Source organism: Shinella sp. GW835-FHT14H05 (genome assembly GCF_058793575.1).
Genome location: NZ_JBXAFY010000009.1, coordinates 45,084 through 65,009 on the forward strand (window position 1 = coordinate 45,084; position 19,926 = coordinate 65,009).

A 19,926-nucleotide genomic window follows, 5' to 3' on the forward strand; every position below is an offset into this window, starting at 1 on the left:
ATACCATTCCGGATGAGGGCGAACAACGGGCGAATTTACCGCATCGACCAGCTTGGCATGACATCGCCGAGCATCGGCACCGCATCATGCACGCCGCGGGCGATGGCGCGGGCCATGGTGGAGGCGGCGGCCGCGCAGAGCGCGATGAAATCCTCCGGTGCCGGCGTGCGGCCGCTCCTGCCGGTGGCCAGCGCGAAGACGAGGTCGCCATCGAGCGGCGTGTGCGCCGGCCAGAGCGCTCGGGTAAAACCGTCATGGGCGGCGATCGCCAGCCGCTTGGCCTCCACCTTGCTCAGCACCGCATCGGTGGCGATGACGGCAATGGTGGTGTTTTCCACGCCCGTCGGGCGTCGCGACAGTTTGGTGCGCGGCATGCGGGCATCGGCGGGGAAGGGCACCGGCAGGCCGAGGCCGCCGAACTCGTCGCCTTCTTCGAAGGGCGCCGCCCAGAAGTGCCGGGTGTCGCCGATGGTCGCGGAGCCGAGTGCATTGACCGCCACCAGCGCGCCGACGGTGAAGCCACCCTCCAGCACGCTGGAGGCCGAGCCGAGCCCGCCCTTGACGGTGGCGGTGAGCGCGCCGGTGCCGGCACCCGCACTGCCGGTCTCGAAATCGGCGGCCGCATTGGCGAGCGCCGCATAGCCGAGCTCGCGATAGGGCGGGTAGCGCCCCCAGTCCTTGTCACCACCGTTCATCAGGTCGAACAGGATGGCGGCGGGCACGATCGGCACACGAAAGGGTCCGACGGCAAAGCCGCGCCCCGCCTCGCGCAGGCCCGCCTGCACGCCGGACGCCGCATCGAGCCCGAAGGCCGAGCCGCCGGCAAGCACGATGGCATCGACCGTCTGCACCGTGTTGTGGGGCTCCAGAAGATCGGTCTCGCGCGTTCCCGGCGCGCCGCCGAGCACCTGCACCGCGGCGGTGGCGGGGTTTTCGCAGACGACGACGGTAACGCCGGAGCGCAGGGCATGATCCGTCGTATTGCCGACCTTCAGGCCGGCGACATCGGTGATGCTGTTTTTGGCGCCCGGCTTCATCTATTCGCTCTCAGGCGCGGTCCCGGCCGGCACAAAGGCACCCCCGCGCCAGACGAGCAGGCGATAGGGATTGTCGCCGAGCTCATGGTCCGCGCCGAAGGCGACCGTGCCGATCGCCGTCGCGAAACGGCCGCCGGCGAGTTTCTGCGCAAGGTCGCCACCCGTAGCGGCCGCGCTTGCCAGTGCGGTAATGGCGGCGTGTGCGGGCAGCACGTAACCCTCGGCGACGATGCCCTTCGCCTTCAGGGCCGCTGCGACAGGTTCGCCCTCGGGCAGCGCGCCATAGTCCGGCAGCGCGATCGCTTCGACGCCGTCGGTCATCGGCACGCTGGGATCGGCACCGAGCAGCGCCTCGCCGCCGAGCAGCGCCAGCGACACCTTTTCGGCCTTCGCATCCCGCGCGATCACCGCGATATCCGTGCGGTCGCCGCCGACGAAGACATGGGTGACGCCGGTCTGGGAAAGGCGGCGCACGAGGGTGAGCTGCTGTTCCTGCGCCGGGCGATAGGTGTCGACGAAGACGGCCTTCATGCCGACCTCCTCCAGCCGCAGCCGGATGGCCTCGACGAGTTCGCGGGCATGGATCGTGCCGTCGTCGATGAGGGCGAAGGGTTCGGATTTCCAGTCGCGGGTGATGACCTCCACCGCCTTGTCGGCCTCTGCCTTCGGGCCGGGCGCCAGGCGGAAGAGCGGCCATGTCTTCTTCAGCGCATCCTCCATCAGGATGCCCGAGCGCACGGAAAGCGTGATGGCCGGCACCTTTGCTTCGGCGAGCGCTGGCAGCGAGGCCGCAAGCCCTTCCGTGCAGAGGAAGCCGACGGCGGCAACGGCGTTCGCGGCCAGGATCTGCTTGGCGATCCCGTCGCCATCGGTCTCGTCGCAGGCTTCCGCGATCTCCACGATCGTGTCGCCATTCGCCTCCGCCGCAAAGCGCGCGCCATCGCGCACCTGCTGGCCGAGGATCGCGAGCGGCCCGTCCGCGGGCGCCACGACGGCAAAGGTGAGGCCGGCGGCCGTCGCCGGCAGGGCCGTAAACACCGAGGCGCCGATGAGGCTGGCGAAGAAAAACGTCTTCATTCTCAATCCATGGATCGCGATGATGCCCTTTGTAAGGGCCGCACCGGCGGGGTCAAAGAAAATATCGTCGCAATTCTCCGCTTGTCTCTGGCAGGACAGGAAAATTCGACGACGGGGCTTACATTTTTCTTCACTTTCGCCATGTATCTCCTGTGTTGAAGGAGAATGCCGTGTTGGACAGATTGATGCTGGACCCGTCGCTCTACCGCGATGCGATGAGCCGCTATGCCGGCCATGTGCAGATCGTGACGACGGCGCACGAGGGCGAGAAGCGCGGCGTAACGATCACCGCCGCCTGCTCGGTGTCTGACAATCCGGCCATGGTCCTCGCCTGCCTCAACGCCTCCAACCCCAACAATGCGATCTTTTCCAAGAGCGGCCATTTCGCGCTGAATTCGCTTTCCGCCGACCAGGTCGAACTCGCCAATGCCTTTTCCGGCCGCGATCCGGCCATGACGTCGGAAAAGCGCTTTGCCATGGGCAATTGGGGAGAGCTGGTGACCGGCGCGCCCGTGCTCATGGATGCGCGCGCCGCCTTCGATTGCCGCCTCGTCGAATTGAAGGTCATGGCGACGCACATGATCCTGATCGGCGAGGTGATGGGCATTTCCACCGGCGAGCACAAACCGGCGCTTCTCTATATGGACCGGGGCTACCACACGCTATAAGTTCGACCTCCAGAACGGAGGAGCGGCGTGGTTTACCAGCGCGGACACATCCCGCAATCGATCGACGAAACCGTGGAGATGCTTTCGGCCGGCAATTATCTCGCCGGGCGCTCGCTCGCCACCGTGCTGTTTCTCGCGCTGCGCATGAAGCGGCCGCTGTTCCTGGAAGGCGAGGCCGGCGTCGGCAAGACGGAGATCGCCAAGGTTTTGGCCGCCTCGCTCGACCGCCCGCTGATCCGCCTGCAATGTTACGAAGGCCTCGATATTTCCTCGGCCGTCTACGAGTGGAACTACCCGGCGCAGATGCTGGAGATCCGCCTTGCTGAAGCCTCCGGCACCACCGACCGCGGCCGCATCGAGGCCGATATCTTCTCCGAGCGCTACCTGATCCGCCGCCCGGTGCTCCAGGCGCTCTCCGCGCCGGACGGCCGTGCGCCCATCTTCCTGATCGACGAGCTGGACCGTACAGACGAAGCTTTCGAGGCCTTCCTCTTGGAAGTGCTGTCCGATTTCCAGGTGACGGTGCCGGAACTCGGCACGATCCGTGCCGCGGAGCCGCCGATCGTCATCATCACGACGAACCGCACGCGCGAGGTGCATGACGCGCTGAAGCGGCGCTGTCTCTATCATTGGGTCGATTATCCGCAGGCAGCCCAGGAACTGGAGATCATCCGCCGCAAGGTGCCCGGCTGCAACGAAACGCTGTCGCGCCAGGTCGTAGCCTATGTGCAGAAGCTGCGCATGCTCGATCTCTTCAAGAATCCGGGCGTCGCCGAAACCATCGACTGGGCGACGGCACTGACCGAACTCGACCGCGTGGCGCTCGATCCGGAGACGGTCGCCGACACGCTCGGCACGTTGCTCAAATACCAGGACGACATTGCGCGCATCGACGGCGCGGAGGGCCGCAAGCTGCTCGACGACGTCAAGGCCGGCCTGGCAGCGGCGGGCTGAGCGATGGCGATGGCGGCGGAAAGCGATGTTTCGAGCGCCGTGGATGGGCGCCTCGCCGACAATATCGTGTTTTTCGCCCGCGTGCTGCGCAAGGCCGGCCTGCGCATCGGGCCGGCGGCCGTCACGGATGCCATCGAGGCCGTGCAGGCGATCGGCATCGGCGACCGCGAGGAGTTTTACACGGCGCTGCATGCGACGCTCGTCAAGCGCCATGAAGACGACGCCGTCTTCGACGAGGCCTTCCGGCTCTTTTGGCGCGCGCGCGACCTTGCGGCGAAAATGATCGCGCTGATGTCGCCGGTCGTCACGCGGCATGAGGAGCGCGAGAAGCGCAAGGCGGGCGAGACCCGTGTGTCGGACGCGTTGTTCGGACGGCAGGAGCAGCGCCTTCGCGACGAGCCGGATATCGAGATCGACGCGCGGTTCACCGCTTCCGGCAGCGAGGTGTTGCGCCGCACGGATTTCGCGCAGATGACGGCGGCGGAGCTTGCCGGGGCCAAGCGCGCCATCTCCAACCTCGTGTTGCCGATGGACGAGGTGCGCACGCGCCGTTTCCGCCGCTCCACCCGGCCGGTGGTGATCGATGCGCGCGCCACGATGCGCCACGCCATGCGCACCGGCGGCGCGCTGATCCTGCCGCGCCATCGCGAGCCGAAGACCGTGCATCCACCGCTCGTCGTGCTCGCCGACATTTCCGGCTCGATGAGCCAGTACACGCGCATCTTCCTGCATTTCCTGCATGCGCTCGCCGAACACCGCCGCCGCATGCATGCCTTCCTGTTCGGCACGCGGCTCAGCAACGTCACCCGGCCGATGCGCCATCGCGATCCCGATCTCGCCGTCGAGGCATGCAGCCAGACGGTCAGCGATTGGTCCGGCGGCACACGCATCGGCGAGACGCTGAAGGAATTCAACCGGCTGTGGTCGCGGCGCGTGCTGGGGCAGGGCGCCGTCGTGCTGCTCATCACCGATGGGCTGGAGCGCGAGGGCATCGAACTGCTGGAAACGGAAATGGACCGGCTGCACCGCTCCTGCCGGCGGCTGATCTGGCTCAACCCACTGTTGCGCTTCGAGGGTTTCGAGGCGCGGGCGCGCGGGGTCCGTGCCATGCTGCCGCATGTCGACGACCTGCGGCCCGTGCACAATCTGGAGGCCATGGCGGATCTGGTCGCAGCGCTTTCCGGCGCCGCCCCGCGTGGCGTCGGCGACCCGCGGCGTTTTCTGCCGGCGGCATGAGGAGATGAAGATGGACGCAACCGCAAACGACGTGCTCGACCCGCTGACCATCGCAGAACGCTGGATGGACGACGGGCGCATGGTGGCGCTCGCCACCGTGGTCGAGACCTGGGGCTCGGCGCCGCGCCCCGTCGGCAGCCACCTGGCCATCGACGGCGAGGGCAATTTCCATGGCTCCGTGTCCGGCGGCTGCGTCGAGGGTGCGGTGATCGGCGAGGCGATGGAGGTGATTTCCGAGGGCGAGCCGCGCATGCTGGAATTCGGCGTCGCCGACGAGACCGCCTGGCGCGTCGGCCTCTCCTGCGGCGGGCGCATCCGCGTCTATGTGGAGCGTATCGGCTGATGGATCCCTACCTGCTGCGCAAACTGAACGCGGAACGCACGGCGCGGCGCGCCGTCATCCACCTGACGGATCTCGGCGACGGGCGCGACCGGGTCATTCGCGAGGGCGATCCGGTTGCGGGACCGCTCGGCGAAGCGATTGCAAGCGCCCTGCGCTCCGGTAAATCCGGCGTGGTGGAGGCGGAGGAGAGAAAATTCTTCCTCAACGTGCACCTGCCGCCGGCGCGCATCGTCGTCATCGGCGCGGTCCATATCAGCCAGGCGCTCGCACAGATGGCCAGGGTGGCAGGCTTCGATATCACGATCATCGATCCGCGCACGGCCTTTGCCACCGAAGAGCGTTTTGCCGGCATCGATCTCGTCGCCGACTGGCCGGAGGATGTGCTGAAGGCGCGGCCGCTCGATGCCTATACGGCGCTCGTCGCGGTCACACATGATCCGAAGATCGATGATTTCCCGTTGTCGCAGGCGTTGGCCACCGGCTGTTTCTATGTCGGCGCGCTCGGCAGCCGGAAGACCCACGCCAAGCGTGTCGAACGCCTGACGGCGCTCGGGCACGGCGAGGCGGCGATCGCCCTCATCTCCGCCCCCATCGGCCTCGATATCGGTGCCGCCAGCCCCGCGGAGATCGCCGTCGCCATCCTGGCGGATATCGTCGCGCATCTGCGCCGCCGGCCCTTGCTCGGTGCCGGACCATGATTTTCGGTGAGGTCCCGGTTGCCGATTCTGTCGGCGCGCGCCTGGCGCATGGCGTGCGGGTCGAGGGCCTGTCGCTGCACAAGGGGCATGTGGTGACGGCGGAGGACCGGCAGGCGCTGGTCGTGGCCGGCATCGCGACCGTCATCGCCGTGCGGCTTGAAACAGGCGATATCGGCGAGGACGAGGCGGCATCGCTGATTGCCGCGGCAATCCCCCCGGACCATCTCACCTTCAGCCCGCCTGCGACCGGCCGCATCAACCTGCATGCGACGGCGAACGGGCTTTTTGTCGCCGACCGTGCGGCGATCGACCGGTTCAACCGGGTCGATCCGGCAATCACCATCGCCACCCTGCCGGATCATGCCAGTGTCGCGGCCGGCGACATGGTGGCGACGATCAAGATCATCCCGCTTGCCGTTTCCGGCGATCTTGCGCGAAAGGCCGCGGCCGTCATGGCGACCAGCCGGGCGCTGGAGGTCAAACCCTTCGCCGCGCACCGCGTCGGCCTCGTCGCAACCGAGCTGCCGACGCTCAAGGTCTCCGTCATGGACAAGACCCGCCGCCTGGTCGAGCAGCGCCTGCAGCCGTCCGGTAGCCGGCTCACGGGCGAGGTGCGGGTGCCGCACCAGGCGGGCGTGCTTGCAGAGGCGATCCATCGCTCGGCCGCGGACAACGACCTCGTCCTCGTCTTCGGCGCCTCCGCCGTCACCGATCAGAACGACGTGATCCCGGCGGCGATCCGCGCCGCGGGTGGCGTTGTCGACCGTGTCGGCATGCCGGTCGATCCTGGCAACCTGCTGGTTCTCGGCCGCGTGGGCACGGTGCCGGTGATCGGCGCACCGGGCTGCGCCCGCAGCCCCAAGGAGAACGGCTTCGACTGGATCCTTGCCCGCATCTTCGCCGGGGAGAATCCGGGGCCGATGGAGATAACGGGAATGGGCGTCGGCGGTCTTCTCGCGGAAATCCCGACCCGCCCGCAGCCGCGCGACCTGCGCGGGCCGGAACGGCCTCTCTCCGTCGCAGCTCTGGTGCTGGCCGCCGGCCGCGCCAGCCGCATGAACGGCAGCCACAAGCTGCTCGCCGCCTTCGACGGCGAGGCGTTGGTGCGCCGCTCGACCGAGGCGGCATTAGATGCAAAGCCGGCGCGGGTCTTGGTCGTCACGGGACACCGGGCGGAAGAAGTAGAGGCGGAGCTTGCGGGGTTGAAAATCGATATCGTGCGCAATCCGGACCACGCGCATGGCATGTCGACCTCCCTTCGCGCCGGTATTTCCGCGCTTGGGCCGGGTTGCGACGGCGTCGTGGTCATGCTGGCCGACATGCCGCATGTCGCCGGCGCCGATGTCCGCCTCCTGCTCGATGCCTTCGCCGCGGCCGGCGGACACGCCATCGTGCGGGCCGTCTCCGGCGGCAAGCGCGGCAATCCCGTCGTGCTGCCGCGCGCGACCTTTACCGCCATCCGCGCGCTGGAAGGCGATGTCGGCGCGCGGCATATCGTCGAGAGCGCCGGGCTCGACATTGTCGACGTGGAGATCGGCGAGGCGGCGCATATCGATGTCGACACACCGGAGGCGGTGCTCGCCGCGGGCGGCGTTCTGAAAGGGTAGGGCATGGATCGCGACGGGATCGAAGAGATGTTCCAGGCGCTGGGGCCGGTGACGATCAAGCGCATGTTCGGCGGCAAGGGCATCTATCACGAGGGCCGCATCCTGGCGCTGGAGGTGCAGGGCGAGATCCTGCTGAAGGCCGACGAGGAAAGCGCGCCCGACTTTTCCGCTGCCGGCAGCCGGCAATGGTACTATGATGGCAAGAGCGGCAAGCCGGTGAAGATGCCCTATTGGTCCATTCCCGACGAGGCGCTCGACGATCCCGACGTCATGGCGATCTGGGTGCGCCGGGCCTACGAGGCGGCGTTGCGCGCGCGATAAAAACCCGCCCGGAAAACGCCGCAATCAAACTTGACTTATATTGTCATGTTGTCCATTACCGGACGGTTCACGCCTGAGTTTGCGTGGACGAAATGTCCGGTGAGGTTTCCATGACATACGATCGTTCTTCCGCGTCGACGCTTCTCGCGGGCACGGCCATGGCGCTTGCGCTTCTGGCCACCGCGGCACCCGTCAAGGCGCAGGATGCGGCCGCCACGGACCTCCAGCAGATCAACATCGAGGGTGACAGCGACGGGGATGGCATCATCGACATCCCGGCCGCGGTTTCGAAGGCCGATCGCGTCAAAATCCAGGAAGATTACGCCGGCGACGTCGCGCAGGTGCTGCGCTCTTCGCCCGGCACCTTCACCCGCGAACCGTCGGACCAGCCGGGCATCACGGTCAATATTCGCGGCCTACAAGGCATGGGCCGGGTCAACAGCATGATCGACGGCGTGCCGCAGACCTTTCGCAACCTGTCCGGCCACGGCGGCACCTTCGACAACATGCTCTATGTCGAGCAGAACATGCTGGTCGGCGTCGACGTGACGCGCGGTGCGGTCTCCGGCGCGGAGGGCATGGGCACGCTGGCGGGTGCAGCCAATTTCCGCACGCTCGATGTCGACGACGTGCTGCTGCCCGGCCGCGACTATGGCGTGATGACCTCGGTGCGCGCCGGCACGAACGGCTTCGACTATTCCCGCCTGCTGACGGGTGCAGCGCGCACCGATATCGGCGGCGAGGGTGAGATCGGCATTGTCGGCGCGCTCAGTGATACGAAGAAGAGCCCCTACGACAACGGCGACGGCGTGACCTATCCGTTTGCCGGCGACCAGCATCCGAAATCGGGCCTGTTCAAGATCAACCTTTCGCCGGATTCCGATCACAAGCTTGCGCTCGGCGTCATCTGGTACGGAAACGACTTTCTGCCCGGCAGCTCCGGCTACAACTGGCAGATCGAGAACCAGACCTATACGGCGAAATACACCTACCAGCCGGGCAGCGACCTGATCGATCTCAGCATCAACGCCTATCTCAACATCACCGATCTCGAATTCGACGGCAGCAATGGCAATGTCACCACCTTTGACGGCCGCAAGGGCACCAACACAACGACCGGCTTCGACATTTCCAACCGCATGCGCTTCGACCTCAGCGACGAGACCGAACTGAAGCTCACCTATGGCGGAGCTTACAGCCGCGATAAATATGAGGGGAACGCCAAGCGCGGCGCCAATCCGGATGGAACGCTGGTCAAGGCCGGCGTCTTCAGCGAAGCGACGATCACGCACGGAATTTTCGACCTGACCGGCGGCCTGCGCTACGATTACTGGTCGCTGGAAGGCATCAGCGGCTATGACGCGCCGGGCACCAATGGTTGCGCAGCCGATGGCCAGCCGTGCCCGATGGAAGAACTGTCGCGCGACGGCGGCGACGTCAACCCGAAGATCACCCTTGCCGCGCGCCCGCTCGACTGGCTGCAGCCCTACGTGACCTATGCCCACACATCGCGCCCGCCGACGGCGGCGGAAATGTTCTATCCGGGCGGCCACAGCTTCGACGGCTCCTCGGACCCGGTCAACAACAACCCCAACCTGCTGCCGGAAAAGAGCCGCGGGTGGGAATTCGGCGTCAACATGACGACGGACGATCTGCTCACGCCCGGCGATTCCGCCTGGCTGAAGGTCGGTTATTTCCACAACCGCATCCGCGACTACATCACCTATGACATCGGCGAGGATGGCGCCGCGCGTTGGGTCAACGTTGATGGAACGACGGTCATGAAGGGGCTTGAGGTCGAAGGCGGCTACGATGCCGGCCGGTATTATGCCGGCTTCTCGTTGACGCTTGCCGATACCAACCAGCCGGAGGGTGCCGCTGCCGGCGTCGGCGGCGATACGGGCCGGCTGCCGGACGACTTTGCGACGATCGACCTCGGCGTGCGCTTCCTGGACGAAGCGCTCACCGTCGGCGGGCGCATGCGTTATGTCGGCAAGAGCAAGCAGGCCTATATCAACCAGGAGATGGCCTTCGATCTCGACGCCTATACGCTGTTCGACGCGCATGCCTCCTGGCAGATCAACGAGAACGCCAAGGTGTTCGTCAATATCGAGAACGTCTTTGACGAGAGTTACATGAAGGCGAATGCCGGCCTGATGGACAGCTACGGCGGCGTCAAGAACGGCCGCGGCCGCACCTTCATCATCGGCGCGACGGCGCGGTTCTAAATCTGGCTGCGTAGCGCCTTCACCGCATCTGCGGCGAAGCGCGAAAGCGGCGAGGGCAGGGCGTCGAGCGCGAACCAGCCGAATTCCGGCAGTTTCTCCGGCTCCATGATGCGCGGCTCGCCGGCAAAGTCCTCCGTCACATAGATGAGCGAAAGCCAGTGCTGGCGCTCTTCCGCGATGATTTGTTCGGAAATGCAGAGAAGCTCGACGGCGCCGATCGTCAGCCCCGATTCTTCCTCCGCCTCGCGCCGGGCGGAATCGACGGCGCGTTCCATATGGTCGACCTTGCCGCCGACGATGTTCCATGAGCCGGCTTCGGGCGCGCGCAGGCGCCGGTAGAGCAGGAGCTTGCCCTCACGCAAAATGGCCAGGCCGCAACCGAGGCCTGGCACATCGATGCCTGGAATGGACATGCTAGGAGATCAGGCCTTGCCGGCGATCAGCATGAAGGCGGGGATCTCGTCGCCGAAGCCGAGCGGCGTCGGGCCGTCATCGTCGTCACGGCGGTAGCGGTTGCGACGATCACGGTTGTCGTCGTTGGCCGGACGCGGGGCGGCATGGTTCGCGGCCCGCGGGTTGCTGCGAGCGGGAGTCTGCGGCCGCCCTTCAGTCTTGCGTTCAGCTTTCACGGCTTCCACCTTCTCTTCGGTCTCGCTGGTCTCAATGCCGGGCGCGGGGCGTGCCTCGGGGCGTGTCTCGGTCACGCGGGCTTCGCCCTTGCGGCCACGGGAGCGGTCGCGATCACGACCGCCACGTTCGCGGCCGCCACGCGAGCGCTGTTCACGCTCCTCGCCTTCGGCCTGCGGCGGCAGGGCATCGAGGCCGCCGTTCAGCCATTCGACCTTGCGGTCAATCAGCTTCTCGATGGCGTCGACGAACTTTCCGTCGCGCTTGGATACCAGGGTGAAAGCGGCGCCCGAGCGGCCGGCACGGCCGGTGCGGCCGATGCGATGGACATAGTCCTCGGCATGGATCGGGACGTCGAAGTTGAAGACGTGGCTCACATCCGGAATGTCGAGGCCGCGGGCCGCAACGTCGGATGCCACGAGGAGGGTAAGCTTGTTTTCCTTGAAATTGGCCAGCATCGTGGTGCGCGAGCGCTGGTCCATGTCGCCGTGCAGCGCGCCGACGGAGAAGCCGTGGCGGTCGAGCGAACGGAAGAGGTCGGCAACGTCGACCTTGCGATTGCAGAAGATGATGGCGTTCTTCAGGTCTTCCTGGGCGCGGATGAGGTCGCGCAGCGTCGCGCGCTTCTCGTAATCCTTGCTGTGCGTGGCGACGAGGCGCTGCGTCACGGTCGTTGCAGTCGAGGAGCGGACCGAGACTTCGACGCGCTCCGGGTTCTGCAGGAAGCGGTCGGCCAGCTTCTGGATTTCCGGCGGCATGGTGGCCGAGAAGAACAGCGTCTGGCGCGTGAAGGGGATCAGCTTGGCGATGCGCTCGATATCCGGGATGAAGCCCATGTCGAGCATGCGATCGGCTTCGTCGATGACGAGGATTTCGACGCCCGTCATCAGGAGCTTGCCGCGCTCGCAATGGTCGAGCAGGCGGCCGGGCGTGCAGATCAGGACGTCCGCGCCGCGTTCCAGCTTGCGGTCCTGTTCGTCGAAGGAGACACCGCCGATGAGCAGCGCGACGTTCAGCTTGTGGTTCTTGCCGTATTTCTCGAAGTTTTCCGCAACCTGGGCTGCGAGTTCGCGCGTCGGCTCCAGAATGAGCGTGCGGGGCATGCGTGCCCGGGCTCGGCCTTTTTCGAGAAGCGTCAGCATCGGCAGAACGAAAGAGGCAGTCTTGCCGGTGCCCGTCTGGGCGATGCCGAGGATGTCGCGCCGTGCCAGAGCCGGCGGAATGGCGCCCGCCTGGATGGGAGTCGGGATCGTATAGCCCGAATCCGTGACGGCAGACAGGACTTTCGGGCTCAGGCCAAGATCAGCAAAAGTGGTCAAAGGGAAAACTATTTCCGTTCCGGTTCTTGCGAACGCAATGGGTTTCAGCGGTCGACGCGCCGCTAGGATGCAGCGCAGATATGCCGAAAGTGCCGGAAAGTCAAGGAAATCAGCGAATTTGGTGAATCACCGAGCAATTTGAACTGTGTGGCGGATGCTTTTGCCGTCCGCAGGCCCTCGGCCTTGCGTTACGTCAATCCATATAGGTGGTCAACTTCATGCCCGCGGTGAGGAAGCGCATGGGGTCTATGGCCTTGCCGTCGCGGCGCACTTCATAGTGCAGGTGCGGGCCTGTGGAGCGGCCCGTCGTGCCGGAAAGGCCGACCGGATCGGCCTCGTCCACATGGTCGCCGACCTTGACGAGAACGCGGGAAAGGTGGGCGTAGCGGGTCGTCAGGCCGTCGCCATGGTCGATTTCCACCATGTTGCCGTAACCGCCGTTGCGGCCGGCGACGACGACCGTGCCGGCACCGGTGGCGTGGATTTCCGTGCCGGTGCGGGCACGAAAATCGATGCCGGCATGCAGCGCCAGCCGGCCAAGGAACGGATCGGTGCGGTTGCCGAAGCGGCTGGTGATGCTGCTTTGGGGCGAGGGGTTGCCGAAGGGCAGTTTCCGGGCGGTGCGGCGGGCGCTAGCGAGGCGTTCGAGCGCATCGTCGAGGTCGTTTATGGATTCTTCGAACGGATCCGTGAAGGCGACGGGCTCGACGAACGGGCCGCCGATCGCGAGATCCGAATCGGTAGCCGGCTTCTCGGCCGTTTCTTCTGCGACGTCGAAACCGGTGCGGCGCAGGATGGTCTGGATGGCGTCGGCGGTTTCAGAAGCCCCGGCGGTCAGGGACTGGATGCGGTTGATCTGCTCGTGTTCCAGATCCTTCAGCGAGAGCGTGACCTTGGAAAACAGGCGGTCGGCACGGTCGGCAACCGATTCGCTGGTAGCGGCATAGGCGAGCTGCGTCGTCTTCAGCGGTGAGGAGCCCGCGCCGCCCATGATCGCATCGATGGCGCCGGCGGCGTCCGCCCGGCGACCGTCGATCACCGGTGTGTCTTCGGTGAGGGGAGCGGTTGCCTCCACGCCGCTGCTTTCGGCGCGGTTCAAAAGCGCGTCGAGCTTGCCGTGACGGGCGGAAAGGGCCGATTGCTGCTGCATCAGCTTCTCCACCTTCTCCTCCACGACCTGCTGGTCGAGGAGCTGGCGGCTCGTGACGCGGTCGACCTGCGCACGAAGGGCGGAAATGCGGTCCTCGTAGTCATGCTGCATGCGGGCCTGGCGCGCCATGGTGGCGCCGATCAGGTCGTCGCGCAGTACGAGATAGGAGGTGGCGGCGAGGTAGCCGATGGTGAACATGCCGGCAAAACAGAACGTGACGGCGGCCATCCAGGGACGGATGGTCATGTGGCGGATCTTGTCGCCGCTCGCAAAGATCACGACATGCTGCTTCGCGCGCTTTCCGAAGATGCGGTTTTCAGGACGCTCCGCCACAGTTGATACCCCCGACCGGTTGTGCTGGTCTCGTGCGGGGAATTACACATTGTTAGGGTTAATAAAGCCTTTCCCGGCGGCGTTCTGGCGCCAAATATCAGCTCTGGCTGACAGAAACGAGCGAGCGGTAGAACGACGGCGTGAGGCCGGCCTCGGCACGCGCCACATCGTTGAACGGCGGCTTCAGCGGCCCGCGGAAATTGGTGCGCACCAGTTCCGTGAAGGTGGCCGACGGGTCCTTCTTCTCGCGGGCGCAGAGGAAGCGGAACCATTTCGCGCCGACCGCCACATGGCCCTTTTCGTCGTTGTAGATGATGTCGAGAATGTCGGCGCTCGCGTCGTCGCCGGTCTCGCGCATCTTGGCCTGGAGCGTCGGCGTCACATCGAGGCCGCGCGCTTCGAGGATCAGCGGCACCACGGCGAGGCGGGCCGTCAGGTCGTTGCGCGTGTCGTGCGCGGCCTGCCACAGCCCGTCATGCGCCGGCAGGTCGCCATAATCCGCGCCAAGATCGCGCAGGCGATCGCGGATGAGGCGGAAATGTTTCGCCTCCTCGAAGGCCACCTGCATCCAGCCGTCGAAGAAGGAATGCGGCACGCGCTCGGTGGTGAAGCGGGCGACGATGTCGAGCGCGAGATCCACGGCGTTGAGCTCGATATGGGCGAGCGCATGGAGCAGCGCGATGCGGCCCTTCTCGGTGTGCAGCGAGCGCTTCTTCATGTGCTTGGGCGGAATGAGCTCCGGCTTTTCCGGCCGGCCGGGTCGCGAAGGCAGCACCGGATCGCGCGGCGAGCGCATCGAAAGCGTGCGGGCGAACCAGCGGCGCGCCGTCTCCTGCGCGAGCTCCGTCTTCAGGTCTAGATCGGCGGCAGAGATTGCCGCCGTGGTGCCGCCGCGAAGACTTTCGATATGCGGAAGTTTTATCATTCCAATGCCTTATGCGGGGTTTAAAGTTTTCTGGCGGCGTCGAGCACGGCCGCGACATGATCCTTGACCTTCACCTTCGGCCAGATTTCCGCAATCCTGCCTTCGGCATCGACGAGCACGGTCGTGCGTTCGACGCCCATATAGGTGCGGCCATACATGCTCTTTTCCTTCCACACGCCATAGGCTTGCAGCGTCTCCAGGCCTTCGTCGGAGGCGAGCGGCACGTCGAGTTCGTGTTTCTTGACGAACTTGTCGTGCTTCTTCACAGGGTCCGGCGAAAGGCCGACGAGGGCGACGCCGGCGGCCTCGAAATCCGCCTTGGCGGCGGTAAAATCCTTCGCTTCCGTCGTGCAGGCTTCCGTGTCATCTTTCGGATAGAAGAACAGCACGACGGGCCGGCCGCGCAATGCGGAGAGCGAAATGCTGCCGCCGCCGTCACGCGGGAGGGTGAAGTCCGGGGCCGCAGCGCCTGGGACGAGTTCTGCCATGGGATTTCCTTTCTTTGGCCGGCTTTTTGAGTCAAGGACCCGGCCTCCCGCATATATAGTGGCAGACAGAATCGTCCAACGGCCACTGGACGATGCGCACCGATTCCGTGGGATAGGGTGCGCGCAGGGGCAAAGGAAACAAGCGCGAGATGGGAGATATCCGCGGCGAGAGAGTCGTGTTCCGCAAGCAGGACATCGTTCCGCTGCATGAATTGCCGTCCGCACAGGCGCACGAACCCATCGTCCTGCATGCGGCGCAGGCCAGCCGCACGGGCATCGCCTGCCGCATCGTCGCCGCGACCGTCGCCCTCGTCCTGTTTCTCGGCGCCGTGCTCATCGGCCTGGTCGAGACCGGTCTTTTCGACAGCACCTTGAATGCCCGCGCCGTCGCCGCCCTCAACCAGGCGCTCGGACCCCGTTACCGCGCGTCGGTCGATCACACCGTGTTGCGCCTTGCCGGCTTCAACGGGTTTGCGCTGAAGGCGGAAAACGTCCGCATCATCGAACTGCAATCGGACAAGGAACTGGCGACGACCGACTCGATCGGCATCGTGCTCGATCCGCTGGGGCTCGCCTCCGGCCGCCTTGCCGTCTCGCGGCTCGATGTCGACGGCGTCATGTTCAATGCGGCGCTGCTGCCGAAGAGCAAGCCGCTCGATCTCGCGGCGCTGCGCATTTCCGACGTGCCGGACTATCTCGAAACCACCTTCGAACGGCTCGACGGCGTCAACCGCCTGATCGACGCCAACGGCATGCAGACCGTCAGCATTTCCGACCTCGGTGCGACATTCCAGGGGCCGGACGGCAAGCCGATCACGCTCGCCATCGCCAGCCTGCAATTCACCCGCGACGGCGACGGCACCATGTCGATCGACGGTCATTTTTCGCTGGACGGTTCGGAAGGCGAGATCGACCTCACCGCCTCGGGCACGGAAGGGGCCATCCGCACGCTGGACGGCTCGATCCGCAATGTGGCGCTGGCAAAATTCCTGCTCGGCAACGACGTCAACGGCAATGTGCATGCCGGCATCGACACGACGGCGGATGTCTCGGTCAATTCCGTGCGCGAGATCGCCGGCACGAAACCGGTGCTCGGGCTGACCATCAACGTCGCCGCCGGTGCGGTCTATGGCGATGGCATTGCGGCGGAGCTGCGCCCTTCCACCCTCAAGGCCGTCTATAATTTCGACAAGGGATCGATCGAGCTTGCCTCGCCGGATGCAAGCGTCGGCCAGTCGCATTTCCCCTTCACCGGCGGCCTCATCGATCTCGACCGCGTCTCCGACCGGGCGGACAAGGGCTTTGCCATCGATCTCGTCTTCAGCAACGCGATCAGCCGCCCGGTCGATTCCACCGAGGCGCCGATCCGCTTCGACGCCAAGGTCAACGGCTACTATCTGCCGAAGACGAAGAACCTGCTGTTCGAGCAGATGGCCGTTTCCAGCGAGAAGGGCAATGTCGCGGGCTCCCTTGCCATGCGCTTCAGCGATCGTGCGCCGGAAGTCAGCTTCGTGATGATCGCCAGCGAGCTGGAATCGGCGGCCGTCAAGCAGTTCTGGCCGTTCTGGATGGCCAAGACCGCGCGCAGCTGGGTGATCAAGAACATCTTCGGCGGCACCGTCACCAATGGCCGCATCGAATTCTACCTCGCCGAAGGCCGCGAGCGTCTGCCGGGCGTGCCCATGCATCTCGGTCCGGACGAGCTGAAGATCGACTTCGACATCGAGGGCGCGCGCATGAACGTGGCGGGCGAGATCCCGCCCTTGCGCGATACGTCCGGGAAGTTCCGCCTGCGGGGCCCGCGCACCGAAATTCAGATCACTGGCGGTGCTGCCTATTTTCCGTCCGGCCGCTCGGTTGCGCTCAAGGGCGGCACCTTTGTGCTGCCGGACAACTATACCAAGCCGCTGATGGCCGATATGGACATCGACGTCGCCGGCAATGTCGATGCGATTGCGGAACTCGTGACCTACCGGCCGATCCGCGCGCTGCCGGCGACCGGTTTTGCGCCGGATGATTTCAGCGGGCAGGTCGAGGCGAAGGTGAAGGCGCATTTCGGCGTCATCTCCTCGCACAATCCGCCGCCGCCGGAATGGACGGCCGCACTCACGCTTAACGACGTGGATGTCGCCAAGCCGATTGCCGGGCGCGAGGTCACCGGCCTTCACGGCCTGCTGGCGATCGATCCCAAGCAGGCCGACCTGAAGGCCAAGGCCGATATCGACGGCGTGACGCTCGATCTCGAACTGCTCGAGCCCGTCGGCAAGACGAGCACCATCAAGCGCAAGACGATCCTGTCCGGCACGCTCGACAACAAGGACCGGCGCAAGCTGCTGCCCGGCCTGGAGGATGTGCTGGATGGCGCTATCGCCATGCGGATGGAGCAGGACGGCGACGGGCCGCGCCAGGTGGAGGCGGATGTGGGCGCTGCCGCGGTCTCCATTCCCTGGATCGGATGGACCAAGGGTGCGGGCATCGGCGGCAAGGTCACGCTGACGGCGGACACCAGGGAGGGCGTCACCCGGGTTTCCGATTTCCGCTTTGCCGGCGACGGTTTCAATGTCGCGGGCGATCTCACCTTTCGTGGGGCAAGACTGGACGCGGCAAACTTTTCAACTGTCCGCCTTTCGGCCGATGATCGGTTCCGGCTGAAGCTGGAGCGCGGCAAATCCGGCTATTCCGTCGTGGCGGATGGCGAGGCGGCCGATGTGCGCTCCGTGCTGGCGCGCCTGAAGAACGCCGGCAGCGGTGAAGGCGGCGGCGACAAGCAGGGCATCACCGTGCAGGCCAACCTGTCGCGGGCCGTCGGTTTCAACGGCGAAAGCCTCTCCAATGTCAGCCTGCGCTATGCCACGACCGGCAGCCGCATTTCCGGTGTCGACCTTTCGGCGGTGACGGCTGGCGGCGCGCCCGTGGTGGCGCAGCTTGCCCGCAACGGCGGCTCGGACGCCATCCAGCTCACCAGCGGCGATGCCGGCGCGGTGGCGCGCTTCGCCGATGTTTACAGCCACATGCGCGGCGGCCTGCTGAACGTCCGCCTGCGGGAAACCTCCAACAGCGGCTGGCGCGGCTCCGTCGACATCCGCAATTTCTCGCTCGTCGGCGAAGAGCGCCTGCGCTCGCTCGTGTCTACGCCGGCCGGCGAGGACGGGCGCAGCCTCAACCAGGCGGTGCGCCGCGAAATCGACGTCAGCGCCGTACGCTTCTCCCGCGGTTTTGCGCAGGTGCGCACCGGCGGCGGCTCGCTCAGCCTGGAAAACGGCGTGGTGCGCGGCGAGGCGGTGGGCGCGACCTTCCAGGGCACCGTGCGCGACGCCAACGGCCGCATCGACATGACCGGCACCTTCATGCCCGCCTATGGCCTCAACCGGCTCTTCGCCGAATTGCCGCTGATCGGCATCATCCTCGGCAACGGCAACGACCGCGGCCTGATCGGCATCACCTTCAAGCTGGCCGGTCCCTTCGACAAGCCGAAACTGACCATCAACCCGCTGTCGATCATCGCGCCCGGCGTCTTCCGCAACATCTTTGAGTTCCAATGAAAAAGGCCGCCCGAAGGCGGCCTTGATCTGGGGCGCTGCGCGGCCGATCAGGCCGGGCGGATGAGGATGTGCTTCTTCTTGCCAAGCGACAGTTTTACGACGCCATCGTCGGAGACGTCCGAAGTGCCGATCATGCGGCGCTCGTCGGACACTGCGGCATCGTTGATGCGCACCGCGCCGCCCTGGACGTGGCGGCGGGCTTCCCCGTTTGAGGTGGCGAGGCCGGCCTTGACGATGAGGTTCAGGAGGCCGATGCCGGCTGTGAGTTCACTCGCGGTGACGTCGATCGTCGGCAGGTTTTCGGCGATTGCGCCTTCCTCGAAAGTCTTGCGCGCGGTTTCGGCGGCCTGTTCGGCGGCCTCGCGGCCATGCAGCATCGCGGTGACTTCCGTGGCGAGGATCTTCTTCACCTCGTTGATTTCGGCACCGCCAAGGGCTGAAAGGCGGGCGATCTCGTCCATCGGCAGCGTCGTGTAGAGCTTAAGGAAGCGCGAGACGTCGGCGTCTTCCGTGTTGCGCCAGTATTGCCAGAAATCGTAGGCCGAGAGCATGTCCGGGTTGAGCCAGACGGCGCCGGAGAGCGACTTGCCCATCTTGGCGCCGGACGCGGTCGTCAGCAGCGGCGAGGTCATCGCGTAGAGCTGCGGCGTGCCCATGCGGTGGCCGAGGTCGATGCCGTTGATGATGTTGCCCCACTGGTCGGAGCCGCCCATCTGCAGGCGCACGTCGTAGCGCTTGTTCAGTTCGACGAAATCGTAGGCCTGCAGGATCATGTAGTTGAATTCGAGAAAGGACAGCGACTGTTCGCGGTCGAGGCGCGTCTTCACGCTGTCGAAGGAGAGCATGCGGTTGACGGAAAAATGGCGGCCGACGTCGCGCAGGAATTCCAGGTAGTTGATGCCGAGCAGCCAGTCGGCATTGTTGATCATCAGCGCGTCCTTCGGACCATCACCATAAGTCAGGTAGCTCGAAAAGACCTTCTTGATGCTGGCGATATTGCTGTTGATCGTTTCCGGCGTCATCAGCTGGCGCGCATCGTCCTTGAAGGACGGGTCGCCGACCATGCCGGTGCCGCCGCCCATCAGCGAGATCGGCCGGTGGCCGGTCTTCTGGAACCAGTGCAGCAGCATGATCTGGATGAGGCCGCCGGCATGCAGGCTCGGCGCCGTCGGGTCGAAGCCGATATAGGCGGTCACGGTTTCCTTGGCGAGAAGGTCGTCGAGGCCGGTTTCATCGGAGATCTGGTGGATGAAACCGCGCTCTTTCAGCGTGCGAAGGAAATCTGACTTGAATTCGGACATGGCCTGTCTCTCTCGGCGGGAATGCTATGGACGGGATGTTTTTTGGCCGGATGCAATTTTCCGGCAGACCGC

Annotated in this window: 17 protein-coding genes; 9 read left to right on the forward strand and 8 right to left on the reverse strand. The window is 65.6% G+C overall.

The window, feature by feature from the left end:
* Positions 1 to 35 precede the first annotated feature (35 nt).
* Positions 36 to 1,037, reverse strand: coding sequence for a P1 family peptidase (locus tag AC1Q6Z_RS23695; RefSeq protein ID WP_492649510.1), 1,002 nt, complete (start codon positions 1,035 to 1,037; stop codon positions 36 to 38).
* Positions 1,038 to 2,114: an ABC transporter substrate-binding protein gene (locus tag AC1Q6Z_RS23700; protein WP_492649511.1), complete on the reverse strand. Its 1,077-nt coding sequence runs from the start codon at positions 2,112 to 2,114 to the stop codon at positions 1,038 to 1,040.
* 185 nt (positions 2,115 to 2,299) lie between these two features.
* Here AC1Q6Z_RS23700 and AC1Q6Z_RS23705 point away from each other — a divergent pair, with 185 nt between their 5' ends.
* The 8 genes from AC1Q6Z_RS23705 (at position 2,300) to AC1Q6Z_RS23740 (ending at position 10,169) form a co-directional block, all read left to right on the forward strand.
* A complete protein-coding gene (locus tag AC1Q6Z_RS23705; RefSeq protein WP_256116177.1) occupies positions 2,300 to 2,782 on the forward strand; it encodes a flavin reductase family protein in 483 nt (160 codons plus the stop codon).
* Positions 2,783 to 2,860: 78 nt separating this feature from the next.
* Entirely contained in the window at positions 2,861 to 3,736 is an 876-nt protein-coding gene (locus tag AC1Q6Z_RS23710; RefSeq protein WP_435265528.1) for an AAA family ATPase, read from the forward strand.
* 9 nt (positions 3,737 to 3,745) lie between these two features.
* Positions 3,746 to 4,972, forward strand: coding sequence for a vWA domain-containing protein (locus tag AC1Q6Z_RS23715; RefSeq protein WP_492649512.1), 1,227 nt, complete (start codon positions 3,746 to 3,748; stop codon positions 4,970 to 4,972).
* Positions 4,973 to 4,982: 10 nt separating this feature from the next.
* The gene (locus tag AC1Q6Z_RS23720) at positions 4,983 to 5,315 is read left to right on the forward strand and encodes an XdhC family protein (RefSeq protein WP_492649513.1); all 333 of its coding nucleotides are present in this window, start codon (positions 4,983 to 4,985) and stop codon (positions 5,313 to 5,315) included.
* Positions 5,315 to 6,013, forward strand: a complete 699-nt coding sequence (locus AC1Q6Z_RS23725) for an XdhC family protein (protein ID WP_492649514.1) — start codon at positions 5,315 to 5,317, stop codon at positions 6,011 to 6,013. The genes AC1Q6Z_RS23720 and AC1Q6Z_RS23725 overlap by 1 nt, the downstream gene beginning before the upstream one ends.
* Entirely contained in the window at positions 6,010 to 7,620 is a 1,611-nt protein-coding gene (locus AC1Q6Z_RS23730; protein ID WP_492649515.1) for an NTP transferase domain-containing protein, read from the forward strand. Before AC1Q6Z_RS23725 ends, AC1Q6Z_RS23730 begins: the two co-directional genes overlap by 4 nt.
* A 3-nt stretch (positions 7,621 to 7,623) precedes the next feature.
* Positions 7,624 to 7,941: a TfoX/Sxy family protein gene (locus AC1Q6Z_RS23735; RefSeq protein ID WP_435265479.1), complete on the forward strand. Its 318-nt coding sequence runs from the start codon at positions 7,624 to 7,626 to the stop codon at positions 7,939 to 7,941.
* Positions 7,942 to 8,051: 110 nt separating this feature from the next.
* Positions 8,052 to 10,169, forward strand: a complete 2,118-nt coding sequence (locus tag AC1Q6Z_RS23740) for a TonB-dependent receptor domain-containing protein (protein ID WP_492649516.1) — start codon at positions 8,052 to 8,054, stop codon at positions 10,167 to 10,169.
* Here the strand turns inward: AC1Q6Z_RS23740 and AC1Q6Z_RS23745 are convergent.
* The 5 genes from AC1Q6Z_RS23745 to AC1Q6Z_RS23765 form a co-directional block, all read right to left on the reverse strand.
* Positions 10,166 to 10,582: an NUDIX hydrolase gene (locus tag AC1Q6Z_RS23745; protein ID WP_492649517.1), complete on the reverse strand. Its 417-nt coding sequence runs from the start codon at positions 10,580 to 10,582 to the stop codon at positions 10,166 to 10,168. The genes AC1Q6Z_RS23740 and AC1Q6Z_RS23745 overlap by 4 nt on opposite strands.
* 9 nt (positions 10,583 to 10,591) lie before the next feature.
* Positions 10,592 to 12,115, reverse strand: a complete 1,524-nt coding sequence (locus AC1Q6Z_RS23750) for a DEAD/DEAH box helicase (protein ID WP_492649518.1) — start codon at positions 12,113 to 12,115, stop codon at positions 10,592 to 10,594.
* 193 nt (positions 12,116 to 12,308) lie between these two features.
* Positions 12,309 to 13,598 (reverse strand): M23 family metallopeptidase, encoded by a 1,290-nt coding sequence (locus AC1Q6Z_RS23755; protein WP_492649519.1) that lies wholly within the window; start codon positions 13,596 to 13,598, stop codon positions 12,309 to 12,311.
* A gap of 97 nt (positions 13,599 to 13,695) precedes the next feature.
* Positions 13,696 to 14,523 (reverse strand): ferritin-like domain-containing protein, encoded by an 828-nt coding sequence (locus AC1Q6Z_RS23760; protein WP_492649520.1) that lies wholly within the window; start codon positions 14,521 to 14,523, stop codon positions 13,696 to 13,698.
* Between the two features lie 20 nt (positions 14,524 to 14,543).
* Positions 14,544 to 15,011 (reverse strand): peroxiredoxin, encoded by a 468-nt coding sequence (locus tag AC1Q6Z_RS23765; protein ID WP_492649521.1) that lies wholly within the window; start codon positions 15,009 to 15,011, stop codon positions 14,544 to 14,546.
* Positions 15,012 to 15,160: 149 nt separating this feature from the next.
* Between AC1Q6Z_RS23765 and AC1Q6Z_RS23770 the strand changes: the two genes are divergently transcribed.
* The gene (locus AC1Q6Z_RS23770) at positions 15,161 to 18,553 is read left to right on the forward strand and encodes a YhdP family protein (RefSeq protein WP_492649522.1); all 3,393 of its coding nucleotides are present in this window, start codon (positions 15,161 to 15,163) and stop codon (positions 18,551 to 18,553) included.
* Positions 18,554 to 18,600: 47 nt separating this feature from the next.
* On the opposite strand, the gene tyrS is transcribed toward AC1Q6Z_RS23770, so the two are convergent.
* Positions 18,601 to 19,854 (reverse strand): tyrosine--tRNA ligase, encoded by a 1,254-nt coding sequence (gene tyrS, locus AC1Q6Z_RS23775; RefSeq protein ID WP_256115753.1) that lies wholly within the window; start codon positions 19,852 to 19,854, stop codon positions 18,601 to 18,603.
* Positions 19,855 to 19,926: the final 72 nt, after the last annotated feature.